The organism is Bergeyella zoohelcum ATCC 43767, assembly GCF_000301075.1.
Classification (GTDB): Bacteria; Bacteroidota; Bacteroidia; order Flavobacteriales; family Weeksellaceae; genus Bergeyella; species Bergeyella zoohelcum.
Genome location: NZ_JH932293.1, coordinates 1,872,607 through 1,890,875 on the forward strand (window position 1 = coordinate 1,872,607; position 18,269 = coordinate 1,890,875).

Genomic DNA, 18,269 nt, shown 5'->3' on the forward strand with positions numbered 1-18,269 from the left:
GGCAAAGATATGAAGTAAAATGGTTTCCTCACACTTCCCCCCCTACACCTTTAAATTTTTCTACAAAGGCAACAATCTTTTGGAAAACACTTTGTTTTTTGGTGAGATATAGAGGGTTAAGCGGACTCATTTTGGGTAAAATGTCACTCAGTTCCGTTCCGTTTTCACTAGCATATTCTCTTTTTAATGCGTTTTTTATGTATCGCTTTGCCGCTTCTACATTGAGATTTTCTTCTTCGATGAGTACAGTAGCTTCTTCTTTTTGCTTTTGCTGTGCATAGGTAAAGAAGTTTTCCATAATGTCTTCCTTACTCTTCATGGTATCCAAATCCGATTGTCTGATAAAATCTACCACAAGACTTTCCTTGGCTCTGTTGCCGATACTTGCTCGTATCATTCGGCTCACTTCTTCAATGAGTGCTTCTTTATTTTTTATTTTCTTATTATGCTCAAAAATCAGCTGAAAGATATAATCTAAATTAATTTCCTGCGATTTCAGCAAATCCACTTCAAAGACCACATCGTCCCAATCGGTCTGCGAAGTTTCTAGCTTTTTCCCCTCTCTTTCCCTCCTGAACCAATCTCGAATATCATTATAAGTAGAACGATAATCCTGTTCGGTACGATTGTTCAGCACCTCAACGCCTTTCATTGTTGCTATATCTTCATCCGTAAGGAAATAAGTCTCTTTGAATTGCTCCACGGCTTTTTCATCTTCTCTGTCTATATGCTGAAATGCTTTAAGGTGCGTAAATTCATCATAATTCTGTAGAATATTTTCGATTTTTAAATACTCACCAAAAAGTTTTACAAACTCTTTTTTATCCGTTTCTCTTTCTATTTCCGAAGCATCTGGAAATTTTTCCCTCAATTCTTTGACTACCTCTACATAGCCTCTTTTGACCTTACCTTCCAAAATATCAGTAAAGCCTTCTAAATATTCTTTATAGCTTTTTTCAAGTACCACATTTTTGGTGTTTTTATCTCCAAAAACGGTAATGGCATCAATGGTGGCTTGTTCCAAATTGCGGAAGCAAACGATATTTCCAAAGGTTTTAGTGGCATCATAAATACGATTGGTACGAGAAAACGCCTGTATCAATCCGTGATAACGGAGGTTTTTATCCACAAAAAGCGTATTAAGTGTAGGAGCATCAAAACCTGTGAGGAACATCCCTACTACGATGAGCAAGTCTATTTCCTTTTCTTTTACGCGTTTAGCTAAATCACGATAGTAGTTTTGAAAATCCGAAAGGTCATAGGCAGTTCGGAACATTGCATTGTAGTCCTCAATGGCTTTTACCAAAAATTCTTTTGCGGTGCTGTCCATTGCGGTAGGCTCGAAGGTTTCATCTTGGATTTCACCTTTTGCACTTTGCTCTTCGTTGGCTGCAAAGGAGTAGATGGTAGCTATTTTCAGCGGTTTTTCACTACCTTCTTGCTGTTTGTTAAGCTCTTCATAATAGAGTTTCGCTGCATCTACACTACTCACAGCAAACATAGCGTTAAAACCTTTGTTTCCGAAGTTTCTATGCGTTTTTATTCGGAAATTTTTCAGAATATACTGTGATACTTCACGGATTCGGTTGGGGTGAAGCAATAGTTTTTTGTATTCGGCAGAAGATAATTTCTCCTCGTCTTGCTCGCTTTCTACTTCTTTGAATAATGGGCGAACATCATTATAATCTACCTTGAATTTCAAAACCTTTTCATCTCGGATGGCGTCGGTAATTATATAGGAATGCAACTCTCTACCGAAAACGCTTGCTGTGGTTTCTGAACCCAAAGCATTATCAGGAAATATAGGTGTGCCTGTAAACCCAAATTGATAGTACTTTTTAAATTTCTTTTTCAGATTCTTTTGAGCTTCGCCAAATTGAGAGCGGTGGCATTCATCAAAGATAAAAACCACTTGTTTATGATAAATCTCCAAATCACTTTCGCTACGCATCAGATTGTTGAGTTTCTGTATGGTGGTTACAATGATTTTGTTATCATCTTTTTCGATATTTCGTTTGAGTCCTGCGGTACTCTCCGAGCCATTGACGCTATCGGGAGAGAATTTTTGGTACTCTTTCATCGTTTGGTAGTCCAAATCTTTTCTATCTACCACAAAGAAAACTTTATCAATGAAAGGCAACTCAGTAGCCAATCGTGCCGCCTTGAAACTCGTTAGCGTTTTCCCTGAACCCGTAGTGTGCCAAATATACCCACCGCTTTTGTCCTCTTCTTGTGTATTTCCCCATTTTTTAGCGTGATAAGAGCTTTGGATTTTCCACAAAATGCGTTCAGTAGCGGCAATCTGATACGGACGCATAATGAGCAAAGTATCCGTAGCATCCAGTACCGAATATTTAAACAGCACTTGTAAGAGTGTATTTTTCTGAAAAAATGTAGCTGTGAAATCTTTCAGGTCTTCTATTGTTTTGTTATTTGCCCTTGCCCAATTCATCGTAAAATCAAAACCATTTTTGTCTCGCTTTGTGGTATTGGCAAAATAACGGGTATCGGTTCCGTTAGAAATCACGAAAATTTGCAGATATTTGAACAAAGAATGTTCACCATTAAAACTCTCTTTGCTGTACCTGTGGACTTGATTAAACGCCTCACGAATAGCTACACCGCGTTTTTTTAGCTCAATTTGCACCATCGGAAGTCCATTGACCAAAATGGTTACATCATAACGATTGAGATGTTTACCCTTTTGCTCAAACTGATTTATTACCTGAACTTTATTGCGTATAAAATTCTTTTTATCAATCAGGTAAATATTCTGAATACGCCCATCATCAAACACGAAATCATAAATATAATCATCGTGAATTTTTCTAGATTTTTCTACAATGCCCTCACTCGGTTTGTCCAAATATTCTTCTACAAAACGCTTCCATTCGGCATCCGTAAAAACGATATTATTGAGCGTCTGTAATTGCTCCCTCACATTGCCCAAAAGAGCCGTTTGCGAAGTTAAATCCGTGCGGTACTCATACCCTTGATGGGTGAGGTCTTGGATGAATTCTCGTTCTAATGCCGTTTCGGTTTGGTAACTTGTCGGTGGTTCATTAACCTGCGAATATTTGGTATAATTATCTAAAACGATAAAATGATTGGTTTCTGCGATGGGGTTCATAATTATTGGTTATTTCTTGTTTATTGAAATTTCTTTGGCTATTTGTATTGCTCTGTGTAATTTTTCTTGAAGTAATTTTTTATCGGGCAATTGCGTGTAATATTGGGCTACTTTTATATTAGAATCTTCTAACATAAAATATTCTATATGCTCTGTATTTCCCTCTGAGCAGAGGATAAGCCCAATGGGAGAATCTTCGTTTTCTCTTCTTTCGTTTTTATCTAAATACCTTAGATACAATAACATTTGACCTTCATATTCGGGTTTAAATTTTCCTAATTTTAATTCAATAACTACCAATCTTCTCAAACCACGATGATAAAATAACAAATCCATAAAATAATCTGTCTGGTCTATGGTAATGCGTTTTTGTCGGTCTAAAAAGGCAAAATCAGTCCCTAATTCTTTTATAAAATCTTGAATTTGATTGAGTATTGCTGTTTCTAAATCTTTTTCAGAAAAAATATCAGGAAGCCCAAGCATATTGAGAAAATAAGTATTTCTAAATACCAAATCGGGGGTCAATTGTTGTGTATTTCTTATTTGTGATAGTTCTGCCTTTATGATGTTTTCAGGTTTTTTGCTTATCGCTGTCCGTTCATATAATTGTTCGCCTATTTTTTTGTCTAATGTTCTTGTGTTCCAATGCTCTATGATGCACATTTCTATATAAAAAAGGCGTTTTAGGGAGTCTTCAATATATGAAAATGTACGAATGTGTGTCCAAGATAATTGTCTACGCATTGCGTAGTGAATTTCCTCTTCCGAAAAAGCCTCGGCACTGCGTAGACAATGCTGCAAATGCTTTTCACCCCAACCCTTTCCGTATTTTTCGGTCAATTTTAAGGATATATTTTTTATCACTTCCTTGCCATATTCTGCTCGTTTATTATGAAGAACATTTTCTTTTATGCGTTTACCAATATGCCAATTCATTAAAATAACCTCCGAGTTTACAAATACGGCAACTCGATTTTTGCTCGAATCAATAAGCGAACACAAATCAGAAAAAAGAGCATCTGTATGTTGTATATTCTTATTTTTGTTCATTTACATCTAATCTTTGTTAAAAGACAACAATTTTTCTCTATAATATTCATATTGTTTTCTTCTTAATTCTATTTCTTTGGGAAGCCCCTCCGTAATAGAATTGGTAAGCGTATCAAACTTGTCTAATATATTTACAATTCTTCTTTGCTCTTCTAATGACGGGAGGGGGATTTTGATTTTTTCCATTATCATAGTTGAACTTAAATTTGGTTGAGCACCCCCGCCCGCAAGAATATACAAATCATTTGTTTTCGAAAGTAAATAATGATATAAATAACGACTATGTAATACCCCCTCAAAAGGTTCAAACTTACCAACTCGCTGATTTAAGTAAAAAGTTTTTTCAGATTTCAAAATACCAACTTTTCCTGTTGTAGCCCCAGACATTGCAATTAAAATATCACCATTTTTGATTTCAAAAGGTTTCAAATTTTGTTTGTAGTCTTTTTTGTTGAAATATTTTAAGTCATCAAGTTGTATGCTTTGATTTTGAATATTTCCAATTCTTAAAATGGGTTCTCCTTCATCTTGAAATTTTTTACTTTGGAATGCAAATCCATTTCTAAAACCACACACCTCCCCCAGTGTTTTCCATTCTACTTCATTTCCAAAAGTAAGCAAAGTATCCCGATAATGATGATACTGCCGCTTGCGGCAGTCCAGCTCCGCTTCCAGCTCCGCTTCCAGCTTGGTAAAGGTATCCAAAATGTTGGCTATCTCTTTTTGGACGGCTAAAGGTGGGAGGGGGATGGGGATTTTGGCAATTTGATTGCTCATTAGTTTAGGGTTTCCCATTCCAGAATAAACATATTTTTTTGTAGTGATGCTTAACCAATGAAATAAAAAATCAAGATTTAAAACATCCTTATTCACATCGATTAAACCACAAACATTGGTAATGCTAAATTTTCCTTTTCTTTTGAAGATTGTTCCTGCATAAGCTCCGTCAGTTGTCCAAGTCAGATAATCTCCCTCAAAATCAAAGGTATCAATTTTACCAATTTCTCCGTTGTTCATTGTTTGCGAACTATATACAGGAAAATCTCCGATATTTTCAGTTAAATATGTTTTGGAAATAACTCTCCCTCTTTTCAATTCCGCCACCTCCCCCAGCGTTCTCCATTCTACTTTTTGCCCTTGTAGTAAATTTTCTATGCGGTTCATTGATTAATTATTAATTGTTAATTGAACATTTAAAATTTTTACTATCAGTGGCAGTTGTTAAGTAATTCTTAATAACTGAATTTACTTCTAATTCATTATCATTCAATATATTAGATATATGCATACTGATGTTTGGCACAGAGGTATCAAAAAGTTCGGCAATTTGATTTTGATTCATCCATACCGACCCATCACGTGCATAAAGCGAAAGCCTCACCTTGCCGTCTTGGGTTTTATAAATGATGATGTTTTGCTCTTCCATAATTTTTTAATAACTCACTCTAAAATAATCTAACAATCGTTTGTATTCATCTTGTGCCGTTAGGCAAGTGTCTAACAAATAGCCCTCTACTTGTAGCCAATTTTGCAATCCTCTGTAATAAAAGAATTTGAGTTCTTCGGTGATGATAAACGGCACCATCTCATTGGCTAAACATTCTTTAAAAAGAATAAGCCTACCTACGCGTCCGTTTCCATCTTGAAAAGGGTGAATGGCTTCAAAACGATAATGAAAATCCACCAAATCACGCAAAGTTTTTTCCTCTTTTTGGTGGTATTGAGCCAATAAATCAGCCATTTCACGAGCCACATTTTCGGGTGCCGTGGTAGGGTTGCCACCTACTTCATTGGGTAGTTTTTTGTAATCACCCACCGCAAACCAATCCTTTCTACTATCGGAAGTACTTGCTTTCAAAATAGCGTGAAATTCCTTTATCATTTCTGGGGAAAGTGGTTCAAGAGCGTTTTCCAACATAAAATCAAACGCACGGAAATGGTTGGCGGTTTCTATAATATCATCAACGCGAATGCCTTGCTCTGTCCCTCCAATGGTATTGGTTTCAAAGATATGGCGTGTTTGCTCTTGAGAAAGTTTGCTTCCCTCAATATGATTGGTGTTATAGCAAAAATCAATCTGGGTTCGGTGATAAATACCGCCTTTTATTTTGCTTTGCTTCTCTTGTGATAATCGTTCTAATAACATTTTACACGGTTTCTAATTGTGCTATAATCTCATCAATTTGGTTACACAATTTTGTTTTCATTTTTTTGTTAGACAATTTCTAATGGTGTGATGATTTTAAACTTTTTTCAAAATCAGAAATTATTTTTTGGGTTTTATTAAACTCATCATACTCCGCTTTGGCTTTAGTTTCGGCTTGTTTTTTTGAAATTCGCCCTTTCCCTTCCAAAATTTGGTACTTTCTAAATGCCAAAAATTCGTTGATACTTGTAGCAAATTGTTCCATCGTAAAGGTATTTTCTCGCTCAATCAAATCTTCAATATAATCAAAGTATCCTGTTACGGAGCGTTCTAATTGTTTTATTTCTTTTTCATTGAGATAGTTTTTGGCAATGGTAACATCACTTTTTAATATTCTGCCATCAGGGGCATTTTTCCAAGTAGTCAGCCCCATATTTTCTTTGGTTCTGTCAGCAGATGTATGAATAATTTCCGCAGCAGTTTTCCCTGTAATGGCATAATGAAATTTATTTTGAACCATTGCATAAAAATCTTGCGTGATTTCAGAGTCCTTATCATAATCCAAACTACATTCCTGAAAAATATCGGTAATTTGTAGCCATATTCTTCGCTCACTTGCACGAATGGAACGAACTCGCTCTAATAATTCTTTAAAATAATCTTTACCAAAGGCTGCTTTTCCTTGTTTGAGTCGTTCATCATCCATTGTGAAGCCTTTGGTCATATATTCTTTGAGGATGCTTGTTGCCCAAATCCTAAAATTGGTTGCCTTGCGTGAATTGACACGATAGCCCACCGAAATAATAGCGTCAAGATTATAGAAATCAATGAGGCGTTTAATATTACGACTACCTTCCAATTGAACTATTTCCATTTTGGAAATAGTTGCATCTTGTTGTAATTCTCCTTCCGAAAAAATATTAGAAAGATGTTTTGAAATCGCTGGTGTTTCTACTCCAAAGAGTTGAGCCATAGCCTTTTGAGTCAGCCAAATAGTTTCATCTTTTATGATGACGCTTACCGAAATGGCTTCTTCTGGCGTATTATATAGTAAATAACTTAATTCTTTCATAGGCTTAATTGTGCTATAATCTCATCAATTTGGTTACGCAACTCGGTTTGTTTGGCTACTATTTGGGTAATTTCGGCGTTGAGTTTTACGATGTCAATCACTTCGCGGGTGTCTTCGGCTTCTACATAAGCACTTACCGAGAGGTTATAATCGTTTTCAGCGATGGTACTATTTTCCACCGATGCAGCAATGTGGTTTACATTTTCTTTTTTATCAAAAAGGTCAATAATTTTAGTGATATGCTCATCGGTGAGGATATTGTTATTGGTTTCTTTCTTGAAGAAATGTTCGCCATTAGCATTGATAAATTGGGTTTGGGTATCCGTTTTTGATTTGGACAGTACCAAAATATTCACGGCAATGCTGGTTCCATAGAAAAGATTCGGAGCCAAAGCAATAACCGTCTCCACAAAATTATTATCTACCAAATATTTACGGATTTTCTGCTCGGCACCCCCTCGGTAAAAAATCCCAGGGAAACACACAATCGCGGCTCTTCCTTTGGCAGAAAGATAGTGCAACGCGTGAAGCACAAAGGCAAAATCTGCTTTTGATTTAGGGGCGAGTACTCCTGCGGGAGCAAAGCGGTCATCATTGATAAGTGTAGGGTCATCGCTTCCTATCCAATTCACAGAATACGGCGGATTAGATACGATGGCATCAAAAGGTTTTTGGTCTCCATACATCGGATTAAGCAGTGTATCGCCCAAAGAAATATCAAATTTATCGTAATTGATATTATGCAAAAACATATTCATACGAGCTAGGTTGTAGGTGGTATGGTTGATTTCCTGCCCGAAGAATCCGTCTTCAATGAGATGGGCATCAAAATGTTTTTTGGCTTGAAGCAAGAGCGAACCCGAACCACAGGCAGGGTCATAAATTTTATTGACTGAAGTTTGCTTGTGCATCGCCAATTGAGAAATCAGCTTTGAAACACTCTGTGGTGTGAAAAACTCCCCTCCTGATTTTCCTGCATTGGCAGCATAGTTGGAAATCAAAAACTCATAAGCATCACCAAAGAGGTCTATTTGGTTTTCTTCAAAATTACCAAAGTCTAAGGCTTCTACGCCTTTTATCACGGCAGCCAATCGTTTGTTTTTGTCGGCTACGGTATTCCCGAGGCGATTGCTAGTGGTGTCAAAATCGGCAAACAAACCTTTAATATCGTGTTCTGACGCATAGCCACTGGCGGAATTTTCTATCTCTCTGAATATGTTTGCCAAATCGGTATTAAGGGTTTCGTTAGTATTGGCATTTTTAGCAATATTGACAAATAACTGACTGGGATAAATGAAATATCCCTTGCTTTTCACTGCATCATCTTTAATTTCAGGCGTGATAACATCATCCGAAAGAGAGGCGTAATTCACGCTTTCATCACCATTTTCTATGAAATTGGTAAAATTCTCACTGATAAAACGATAGAAAAGCGTTCCTAATACGAATTGTTTAAAATCCCAGCCATCTACGGCTCCACGAACTTCGTTGGCTATTTTCCAAATTTGATTTTGTAAGGCTGCTCTTTGCTGTTGTTCTTTATTGGTCATTTTTTATTAATCAGTTCCCAAAATTAATAAAATGCCTCCTCTTATCCAAACAACTCTTTGATATCATTGGCACCTCAAGAATTTCTGATTTTAAACGAGCAATAGCGAAAAATTATTTACTGATTTTAGATTTTTCACTTTCGGAATTTCCACCAATCCTTTCGTTGTCAATTCAAAATCAATAATTTGCTTATCATCATCATCCAAAGAAAGTCCGTACTGAGCAAGTCTTTTTTCGGTGTGTCTCTTCACGAAATCATCTATGAAAAAGTCGTCCCCGAATCGGTGTATTATTTCTTCTAAAACAGCATAGCGATGCTCACAAAAAACATTTTTCTTTCCACAGGTACAAGTAGTTATTAAGTTATTAATCTGAGAATCAAACACAAATTCTTGTTTATAAGTTCTCCATTCTCTTGTTTGAGTTTTCAGATGGGTAAAATCCAATTTTTCTATCACCACCTCACCATACATCAAACGATGATATAATTTAAACTCTTGTACTTCTTTTAAATCAATTTTTTGATCTTTTAGCAGAATAGGATCATCTCCTTTTGATTGCTTTTTGTTTTGCATCCTTAAAGAATTTCTAATTAAATAAAAAGTTAAATAAATCTTTTTATTATATGGTACTTACCTTTTCATTTCCATAATTACCTTGGCTATCCTTTCTCTTTCTTCATCGGTCATATTGGAGCCTGATGGTAAGCAAAGTCCGTTGTCAAAAAGGGTTTCGGATACTTTTCCACCGTAGTAAGGGGCATCGGCAAAGATGGGTTGTAAGTGCATCGGCTTCCATAACGGACGCGACTCGATATTTTCCTCTAAAAACTTCAAACGCAAGTCTTCACGATGGAACCCTGCTTTGTCCTCATCAATGACAATCGCCGAAAGCCAATGGTTGGAATAAAAATCCGAAGACGGCTCCGTAAACAAAGTTACGCCTTCTATATCTTTGAAAAGTGCTTTGTAAAAATCGTGATTGGCTCTTCTTTGAGCAATCCTTTCCTCCAAAACTTCCATTTGCCCTCGACCGATTCCCGCCGAAATATTACTCATTCTATAGTTGTACCCAATATGCGAATGCTGATAGTGCGGAGCATTATCCCTTGCCTGAGTGGAAAGAAATACAGCTTGGTCTTTCTGTTCCTGCGTTTTGCACACCAAAGCACCTCCTCCCGAAGTGGTTATGATTTTATTTCCATTGAAACTCAAAATAGACATTTCTCCAAACGAACCGCATTTTTGCCCTTTATAAGTACTTCCAAGTGCCTCTGCTACATCTTCCACTACTGGAATTTCGTATTTTTGGGCAATGCTTAAAATCTCGTCCAATTTTGCTGGCATTCCATAGAGATGCACCACGATAATCGCTTTGGGCTTTTTCCCTTTGACGATGCGGTCTTGGATAGCCTCTTCCAAAGCCTGCGGACACATATTCCAAGTCTCGGGTTCGCTATCGATGAATACGGGTGTTGCCCCTTGATAGGCAATAGGATTTGCCGATGCGGAGAAAGTCATACTTTGGCAAATCACCTCATCTCCTGCCTTTACTCCGAGAATAATCAATGCCAAATGCAAAGCAGCCGTACCTGCCGAGAGGGCAGCAATCTTAGTATTTTCTCCAATAAATTTCTCTAAATCTAGCTCAAAATTATTAACATTCGGCCCTAGAGGTGCTACCCAATTTTCATCAAAAGCCTCGTGTATGTATTTGAGTTCATTACCTCCCATATGCGGAGAGGAAAGCCATATTTTTGTGTTCATCTTATTTTGTTTTTCGCAATTTTGCACTATTGCAGTGTGTTTTAATATAGAAATGTGAAAATATTTTAGAAAAAAATTTATTTTGTTTGTCAAATTTTTACATCTATAAAATAATAGACAATACTTTTTTTATGTTTTTTATTTTATAGTGAGGCTGATACTCTTCTGTAAATTTTTCAAAATCCTGCGAATGAATATTATAACCTTGATTAAGCAAACAAATTGTCTTCCATCCTAAACAATTAGGTGTTATAAAATCTTTCTTTATGTTATCTCCTATATAAAAATAATCCTTTACACTATACTGGTGAAAAATTTCATAATTTTTTCTATTGGGCTTTTCTGTTCCAAACTCTTCAGAAATGACAATTTCACTAAAAAAATTTTCTATACCAAGAGCTTTGATTTTATTTCTTTGTGTTACAGAACGCCCATCAGTAATTAACCCTAATATATATCCTTTGTTATGGAGAGAATTCAACACTTCCAAAGTATCATTTGTTAAAACTATATTGGGAAAATGTTCTCTATACATATTAAGAAGAATTTGTTTTTCTATTCCAAATTTTTGTTCCAAATACAAAAATACATCTTTTCCCTGCCGATATAAAGAAATCATTGCATCATACTCATCAATAGATATTTTTTTTGCAATCTCTTGATAGGCTGATTTTAAATAATCTATTTCATACATTAAGGTGTCATCCAAGTCAAAAATCACACATTTATCTCTCATAATTTCTTACTAAAACTTCATCATCATAACGGAGCATCAATAAATTATCTTCCCAATCTTCAAAATACTCAATATCTGAATTTTGAAAATATTCTTTTATTAAAAATAAAGGATAATTTGCACCTGAAAGATAACTCAAAGGATACCCTCCTCCAAAGCGAGGATTGATCTCTATACCTATCATTTTTTTAGTATCTTGATTAAAGAAAAATTGCATCGTAATACATCCATAAGCACCATCTATTTTTAACAACTTATCCTTAATATAGCTAATAATTTCATTCTTCTTTGTAACCCCTTTGTTAATTTCCCCTGCACGAACAAAAATTCTCTTTCGTGGAACAGCACATTTCAACTTACTATTTTTATCATAATAAGTATCCACTGTATATTCATCATAAACATTATGATCTATATATTCCATAAACATAAACTTATTATTACTCAAATGATAATCAGTGAGTTCGGACCTATTTTTTACTAGAAAAACATCTTTACTCAAAGAACCATCATAAGGTTTTATGAATAGCGGAAACGAAAGATTTTCTTTATCAATATTTTTAGGTATTTCAATGGAATTTTCCACAAAAAACTCATTAATTAATCTTTTATCTCTACATTTTTTAACAAAATCTAAATCAGAAACAACGGGAACGATTCCATTTTCAACAAATTTCTCTTTATTCTTTGAAAGAATCAAAAGTTCTGTATCAATTGTAGGAATAATTAATTTTATTTGCCATTCTTTACATATCTCTATCAATTCAGAAATATAATTCTCATCTGTTACACTCACTATTTTCTTATAACCATCAGAAATATGACAAGCAGGAGCCAAAATAGGATTTAAATCTACTGTATAAACATTGGATTCAGGATATATAGCTTTAAGTTCTTTTTTAAAAGCTTTTACCAAAGAGACCCTCTGACCTGCCGAAGTTATTAATATATTGTTTTTGTCCATTTTTTCAATCATTTCCTTTAAATTCTTCTGATGTGGCTTGTCCCTGTTCATTGATGCCCTCAGATTTGAGAACTTTAAGAACTGTAAGCCATAATATTTTAAAATCTAATGCGAAACTGATATGATCCACATACCAAACATCGTATTCAAATTTTTTCTCCCAACTGATACTATTTCTTCCATTGACCTGTGCCCAACCCGTAATTCCTGGTTTTACCTCATTTCTTCTGCGCTGAAAATCATTGTACAATGCCAAATAAGACGGTAGGAGTGGTCTTGGCCCTATCAAACTCATATCGCCTTTGATGACATTCAGTAGTTGCGGAATTTCATCTAAAGAGGTCTTGCGTACAAAACTACCAACTTTTGTTAACCGATCCGCATCAGGAAGTAAATTTCCGTGTTCATCTTTTTTATCGTTCATCGTTTTGAACTTGATGATTTTGAAAATCTTCCCATCTTTCCCGGGTCTCAGCTGAAAGAAAAACGGCTTTCCTTGATTGGCAAAAAACAAGCCTATCGTAACTATAATAAACACAGGACTCAACAGTAAAAATCCAATGAGTGCCAAAATGAAATCCAAAAAGGGTTTTATGAAAGTTTTATACATTTCTCCCTGCTATTAAAAAGTTATACTCCTCTAAAAGAGCCTTCCAAACTGCTTCTTGTTGGTACCTTTCCACAATCATTCTACGACTGTTTTGTTGCAACGAATAATACAACGATTTATCCTCTCTCATTTTCTTCATTGCTAGTTTCAGTTCTTCTACAGATTTGGAAGGGATAATGCATCCATTTTCTCCTTCCGCTATAATTTCATTACAACCATTGATATCGGAAACAATACTTGGCAATCCCATCGCCCCTGCTTGCATCACCACATTAGGAAAGCCTTCGCGGTAACTTGGGAAAGCTAAGCAGTCCGAAATAGCAAAATACGGACGCACATCCTTTTGAAAACCAACCGCTATGATATTTTTATTCCTCTCTATTTCCTGAATAGTCTTAGTTTGAAGGGGATCTAAATCCTTTTCCTCTCCTCCTACCAAGAGAAGCTTGGTATCAGGTAATCTGAGTTCTGAAAAAGCGGTTATGAGTTCATTAATTCCCTTGTCACATACCAATCTACCCACAAAAATAAAAACAAAATCATCAGGTTGTATATTCAATGTCTTTTTTAACTCTTGTTTTTCTTGGTCAGAAATGCTCTCAGGAGAGAAGTGCTCAGTATTTATTCCGTTCACATTACCATTGGCTATTACCTTTAAAGGTTTTGATGTAATTCTATACTTAATCAAATCTTTTTTAACTCCTTCTCCCTCAGGATAAACATGAGTTGCTGCCCAACACAACAATCTATCCATTTGGATAAGTAGTTTTTGCATCATTCCTTTTTTTGACGGAAAAATAAGCCCCGTAAATGTGTGTAATCTTATAGGTACACCTGCCATCTTTGCTGCTAACATTGAGAGCAATCCTGCTTTAGGAGTAATGGAATGTACAATTTGTGGTTTTTCTTTTCTTAAAAAATTCCATATTTTCCAAAGCGACTTCAAATCTTGTAAAGGAGTGATTTGCCTTGACATTTCAATAGCCATGGTACGAATGCCCTCATCTTCTGAAACCTCACCTAATTCTTTTCCAAAAGAAGACACTCCCACCACTTCAAATCCGTTATCAGACATGAAACGATGCTGTCCTTTCAGTAAGGTCTTCAAAGAAATAGGGACGGTGGTTATACGGAAGAGTTTAATTCGATTCATCGGCTATATTTATTGTATATAATATATATTAATTTTTTTTCCATAATGTTTTGGATGAATAATTTTCAAATTCATTTCTTCCGAATGCTGTTTAGACAACAAATCTGCTTTTTTATATATTAATCCCTTGATTCCGCTCATAATAAAAAAATTAAATTTCGTTATTAATGAATATTTAATTTATATTACCATTCATATTATAACCATATCGTTTTTTCAGTAAATATTCATACCCTCCAAAAAAATGTAATAAAGCACCGATAAATGCCTGTATATATCTTAAAAAAGCACGAAAATATTTACCTTCTTTGAATAATCTTAAGCTATCATACTTATATTTTTTAAAAGTAGTAGACACCTTTATGTTATCATTTCCCTGATGATAGATATAACTATTCGTATTAAGCAACATTATTTTACCTTCATAGTTTTTGGCTATATAGTTTAGAAAATATCTATCTTCAGAATGTTTTAAAAAAGAGGGAAATTTATAACCTCTACATATATCTGCTTTAATTATAGTTGAAGCAAATGCCATTTTCTGATAATATGGAGACTTGATGTCAATAACTTTTTCTTGTTCATATTTAGTCAGATATATCATTTCTTTATATACAATCTTCAAATTTTGAGAGACACCTAACAAATCTCCTTTTGACAGGTATTCAATTGCATTTTCCAAAAAATCAGGCTCATAGCAATCTCCTGCATCTAAGAAAGCACAAAAATCTCCTCGTATCATCTCAAATGTTTTCTGCCTTGCTACTGCTCTTCCTCCATTTTTTTGCAATCTATAAAAGTGAATTCTATTATCATTAAATTTATCAATAACTTGCCCGTGATTCTCTTTAGAACCATCATCTACCACAGTCACTTCCCAATTAGTATATGTTTGATTTATAATACTCTGGAGTGAGATTTCAAGACCTTCTATATTATTATAAACAGGTATTGTTATTGATATTAACATAAGTAATTATTTTAAGTTAGATTTTTATTTGAAAAACATCAGCAAGGTAAAAGATAAACTTCCGAGTATAATAAAAAATATCCATTTCATTTGCTTTTTTACTATAGTATTCGTCAATAATGGAAAAACTAAAATTAGAGGCATGATAAACCAAGACAGATAAGCTATCCTATTCGTATAAGCAGCATAAATCATTATTATCCACACCATATTAGAAATCAGATAAGTATGATATAACGCAATATAGAATTTTTGAAAAAATTTCCTTTTGAAAATATAATACCCTCCTAAAACTATTGCCACAGCACTGTATAAAATAAAATCCAAACGAAAAGCACGAGACATCTCAGCACCATCTATTTCATCTACATATAAGTTACTAGTCCTTGAATCCTCTATATTTAACAACTGAAAAAAAGAGGTAATAGCACTATCTAATTTATTCCCAAACATAAAAGCAATAGGAATACTAAGCCCCCAAAGCACAATCAATAACTTGGTATTTTTAATGTACTTTGCTAAAAAGAACGCTACTATTGGTAATGCCATAGATTTATGAAATAAAAATGAACATAAAAACCAAAAAAATAACTTGAGTGGTACTTTAATATATGATATTCCATAAATAAAAAATGCAGCTGCTAATCCATTTCTTAATCCATTAATTCCAAATGCCCAAAAAGACATTGCCGTAACATAAACTAAAAGTGCTAACCACGCTCTATTGCCAAACCATTTTTTAAACGCTAAATAAGGTAGAAATACATACAATACTGCACAAAACAAATAAAAAAATTGAACCGATAAAAACTGTGAACAAAGATATAGAAACCAATCAAAAAATATATCTTTAGAATTTTCTGATGTTGGCATTTCACCCTTCATATACATGGCTGTATATGCAGAGGTATCTCCTAGATACTTCCAACTTCCCATAGGATCTCTCAGACCTATGAAAAGTATGGTAAATAACAATAATACCGCACTATAAAAGTTATTAGTAAGAGAATCATAATTTTTCATCTCTAAGCTACGATAGTTTATTAAAGGTAATACCATCATAAGAACGATAACAGACAAAACTATATAATACACTGTGGAATAATACTCTACTGGAATCATTTCAGATATTCATTAAGTCTTTCACAGTACAATTGCCAAGTAGCTTCTGTCTCTACTCTTTTCCTTGCCTTTATTCCCATTTCTGAAGCAAGCGAAGGTTCTTTAAGTAATCGTATTATTAAATCTCTCAACTGTTGTTGGTTATCTTGCTCTATCAGCCAACCTCCTTTTTCATTTTTTACAGCATCTGGTATTCCGCCTGTACGGGTTCCTATAGCGGGGATACCACAGGCCTGTGCTTCTAAAAAAACCAAGCCAAAACCTTCTACTTGACTACTATCTTCGGAAGCTCTGGTACAAAGTACAAATACATCATTCTCATTATAAAACTGAGGCAATTTTTCATCGGAAACAAACCCTTCAAAAGTAACTATATCCTCTATTTTTAGTTGTTTTACCAATGCTTTGATATCATTCAAATATTCTCCCGTTCCTGCTATATTCCAATGCAATTTTTCTCTAAAAGAATCGGGAAGAGATGCTATTGTACGAGCTATGAAATCATGCCCTTTAAATTGTAACACTCTGGAAACAGTGCATAATTTCAAATTTGAGTCTATTTTATTTTTTAACAAAGGTTTAAAATAATGATGATTCACCGCCAAAGGCAGTGCAACAGCATTTGCTCTTGGATGAATCTTCTTCACCAACTCTAAAGTATAAAAACTATTGGCAATTACTCTCTTCACCGAACCTAAAACCCATTTTGCATAGTATGGCAACCATACTTTTTTTCTGAATGTAGAAGCTCCTGCTAATAACTCTGTACCGTGAGCCAATACATATATATTTTTTATTCCTGCCATAAGACATAAACAAGCCTCAGGATGCCATAATCCACATAAAACATCTATCTTATCTTTATTAGGTAAAGCCTTTAAATATTTCCAAGCACTCCATTCTCTTTTTCCTCTTTTTTGAGGCAATTTTACTATTTCTACTTGATCATAATTATATGGATGACTAATTCCTTGTTTATTTACAGTTAGTACTTTTACTGTATCATAGTACTGATTCATTCTTGCCGCTATCTCTTGACATAAGCGAGCAATACCTCCATTAGATGGAGGATAGTCATAAGAAAATATAATGAGTTGTCTTTTATTCATCTCTATATGTAGTACATTTTACTGAGGTTTTCCCTGCTATTTTCCCTTCTTTTCTTGCTGCGTGGTAAATATTCAAAAGAGACTTCTTCTTATATGCCCACACATAAGCTAAGACTAATTTAAGTAAATACAATTCAGAAGACATTTTATTAAATCCTTTAATATGTCTTTCTATGATTAATGACCTATTTCTTACCAAAGAGTATAAATACTTTTCTATTTCTTCCACTCTACACCCACCTGTAGCGGCTGCTAAATGATACAAATGTGCCTGACTATTAAACAAAATTTTATATCCCATTTTTTTTACTCTCAAGCAAAAATCAGTTTCTTCATACAGAGCTGCTCCTTTGGTTAAATTCTCATCTACACCTCCTACTTGTTTCAAAATTTCTTTTTTTGTACTAAAGTTTGCTCCTTTCGCATGATCCACTTCAAAACAACCTTTTTTATGAAACCCCGCTAATGGACTAGCTGTCTTACTTACAAATTTACCTACTTTCACATCGGTATTTTCTTTGTGTACCTCTGTAATCCCTCCTGCAACTACTCCTATATCTTCTTTTTGTAGATATTTGAAATGTTCTGAGAGAAGCGTTTGATCACATTGTATATCATCATCTATATACAGTATATATTCATAAGTAGCACATTGCCACCCAAAATTACGAGCCTCTGGTAACCCTCTAAAATCTGTAATGTGATAGTACTTGATATTATCATATTGACGAGCATAGTCATCAATGATGCTATCAAAGTTAGTAGATTGATCCACAATGATAATCTCATAAGGATGAACAAAATCCTGAATCAACAAATCTTTAATCGTATTTTGTAAGAACTCACTACGATGAAGCGTAGGAATTACCACAGATATTCCTTTCATAATT

At 34.6% G+C, this 18,269-nt stretch carries 17 protein-coding genes; all 17 read right to left on the reverse strand.

Annotated elements, in window-relative coordinates:
* Positions 1-28 precede the first annotated feature (28 nt).
* A complete protein-coding gene (locus HMPREF9699_RS08590) occupies positions 29-3,130 on the reverse strand; it encodes a type I restriction endonuclease subunit R (RefSeq protein WP_002664130.1) in 3,102 nt (1,033 codons plus the stop codon).
* Positions 3,131-3,139: 9 nt separating this feature from the next.
* Positions 3,140-4,180, reverse strand: a complete 1,041-nt coding sequence (locus tag HMPREF9699_RS08595) for a PDDEXK nuclease domain-containing protein (protein WP_002664132.1) — start codon at positions 4,178-4,180, stop codon at positions 3,140-3,142.
* Positions 4,181-4,186: 6 nt separating this feature from the next.
* The gene (locus tag HMPREF9699_RS08600) at positions 4,187-5,344 is read right to left on the reverse strand and encodes a restriction endonuclease subunit S (protein WP_002664134.1); all 1,158 of its coding nucleotides are present in this window, start codon (positions 5,342-5,344) and stop codon (positions 4,187-4,189) included.
* Between the two features lie 10 nt (positions 5,345-5,354).
* Positions 5,355-5,606 carry a hypothetical protein gene (locus tag HMPREF9699_RS08605; RefSeq protein ID WP_002664136.1) on the reverse strand — a complete coding sequence of 84 codons (252 nt, stop codon included), beginning with the start codon at positions 5,604-5,606 and terminating at the stop codon, positions 5,355-5,357.
* A gap of 6 nt (positions 5,607-5,612) precedes the next feature.
* The gene (locus tag HMPREF9699_RS08610) at positions 5,613-6,326 is read right to left on the reverse strand and encodes a Fic family protein (RefSeq protein ID WP_002664137.1); all 714 of its coding nucleotides are present in this window, start codon (positions 6,324-6,326) and stop codon (positions 5,613-5,615) included.
* A 79-nt stretch (positions 6,327-6,405) separates the two neighbouring features.
* Complete coding sequence (locus tag HMPREF9699_RS08615; protein ID WP_002664139.1) at positions 6,406-7,398, reverse strand: virulence RhuM family protein; 993 nt, start codon at positions 7,396-7,398, stop codon at positions 6,406-6,408.
* The gene (locus HMPREF9699_RS08620) at positions 7,395-8,948 is read right to left on the reverse strand and encodes a type I restriction-modification system subunit M (RefSeq protein ID WP_002664141.1); all 1,554 of its coding nucleotides are present in this window, start codon (positions 8,946-8,948) and stop codon (positions 7,395-7,397) included. The genes HMPREF9699_RS08615 and HMPREF9699_RS08620 overlap by 4 nt, the downstream gene beginning before the upstream one ends.
* 90 nt (positions 8,949-9,038) lie before the next feature.
* Positions 9,039-9,524 carry an SWIM zinc finger family protein gene (locus tag HMPREF9699_RS08625; RefSeq protein WP_002664143.1) on the reverse strand — a complete coding sequence of 162 codons (486 nt, stop codon included), beginning with the start codon at positions 9,522-9,524 and terminating at the stop codon, positions 9,039-9,041.
* A gap of 57 nt (positions 9,525-9,581) precedes the next feature.
* The gene (locus HMPREF9699_RS08630; RefSeq protein ID WP_002664145.1) at positions 9,582-10,715 is read right to left on the reverse strand and encodes a DegT/DnrJ/EryC1/StrS family aminotransferase; all 1,134 of its coding nucleotides are present in this window, start codon (positions 10,713-10,715) and stop codon (positions 9,582-9,584) included.
* A gap of 103 nt (positions 10,716-10,818) precedes the next feature.
* Positions 10,819-11,451 carry an HAD family hydrolase gene (locus tag HMPREF9699_RS08635; protein WP_002664147.1) on the reverse strand — a complete coding sequence of 211 codons (633 nt, stop codon included), beginning with the start codon at positions 11,449-11,451 and terminating at the stop codon, positions 10,819-10,821.
* On the reverse strand, positions 11,441-12,415 hold the full coding sequence (locus HMPREF9699_RS08640; protein WP_034986212.1) for an ATP-grasp domain-containing protein: 975 nt from the start codon (positions 12,413-12,415) through the stop codon (positions 11,441-11,443). The genes HMPREF9699_RS08635 and HMPREF9699_RS08640 overlap by 11 nt, the downstream gene beginning before the upstream one ends.
* A 4-nt stretch (positions 12,416-12,419) precedes the next feature.
* Positions 12,420-13,025: a sugar transferase gene (locus tag HMPREF9699_RS08645; protein WP_002664151.1), complete on the reverse strand. Its 606-nt coding sequence runs from the start codon at positions 13,023-13,025 to the stop codon at positions 12,420-12,422.
* Complete coding sequence (locus HMPREF9699_RS08650; protein ID WP_002664153.1) at positions 13,018-14,178, reverse strand: glycosyltransferase family 4 protein; 1,161 nt, start codon at positions 14,176-14,178, stop codon at positions 13,018-13,020. Before HMPREF9699_RS08650 ends, HMPREF9699_RS08645 begins: the two co-directional genes overlap by 8 nt.
* A 175-nt stretch (positions 14,179-14,353) precedes the next feature.
* Positions 14,354-15,148, reverse strand: a complete 795-nt coding sequence (locus HMPREF9699_RS10835) for a glycosyltransferase family 2 protein (protein ID WP_002664156.1) — start codon at positions 15,146-15,148, stop codon at positions 14,354-14,356.
* A 24-nt stretch (positions 15,149-15,172) separates the two neighbouring features.
* Positions 15,173-16,270 (reverse strand): EpsG family protein, encoded by a 1,098-nt coding sequence (locus HMPREF9699_RS08660; protein WP_002664157.1) that lies wholly within the window; start codon positions 16,268-16,270, stop codon positions 15,173-15,175.
* Positions 16,267-17,379: a glycosyltransferase family 4 protein gene (locus HMPREF9699_RS08665; RefSeq protein WP_002664158.1), complete on the reverse strand. Its 1,113-nt coding sequence runs from the start codon at positions 17,377-17,379 to the stop codon at positions 16,267-16,269. Before HMPREF9699_RS08665 ends, HMPREF9699_RS08660 begins: the two co-directional genes overlap by 4 nt.
* On the reverse strand, positions 17,372-18,265 hold the full coding sequence (locus tag HMPREF9699_RS08670; RefSeq protein WP_002664159.1) for a glycosyltransferase family 2 protein: 894 nt from the start codon (positions 18,263-18,265) through the stop codon (positions 17,372-17,374). The genes HMPREF9699_RS08665 and HMPREF9699_RS08670 overlap by 8 nt, the downstream gene beginning before the upstream one ends.
* Positions 18,266-18,269 lie beyond the last annotated feature (4 nt).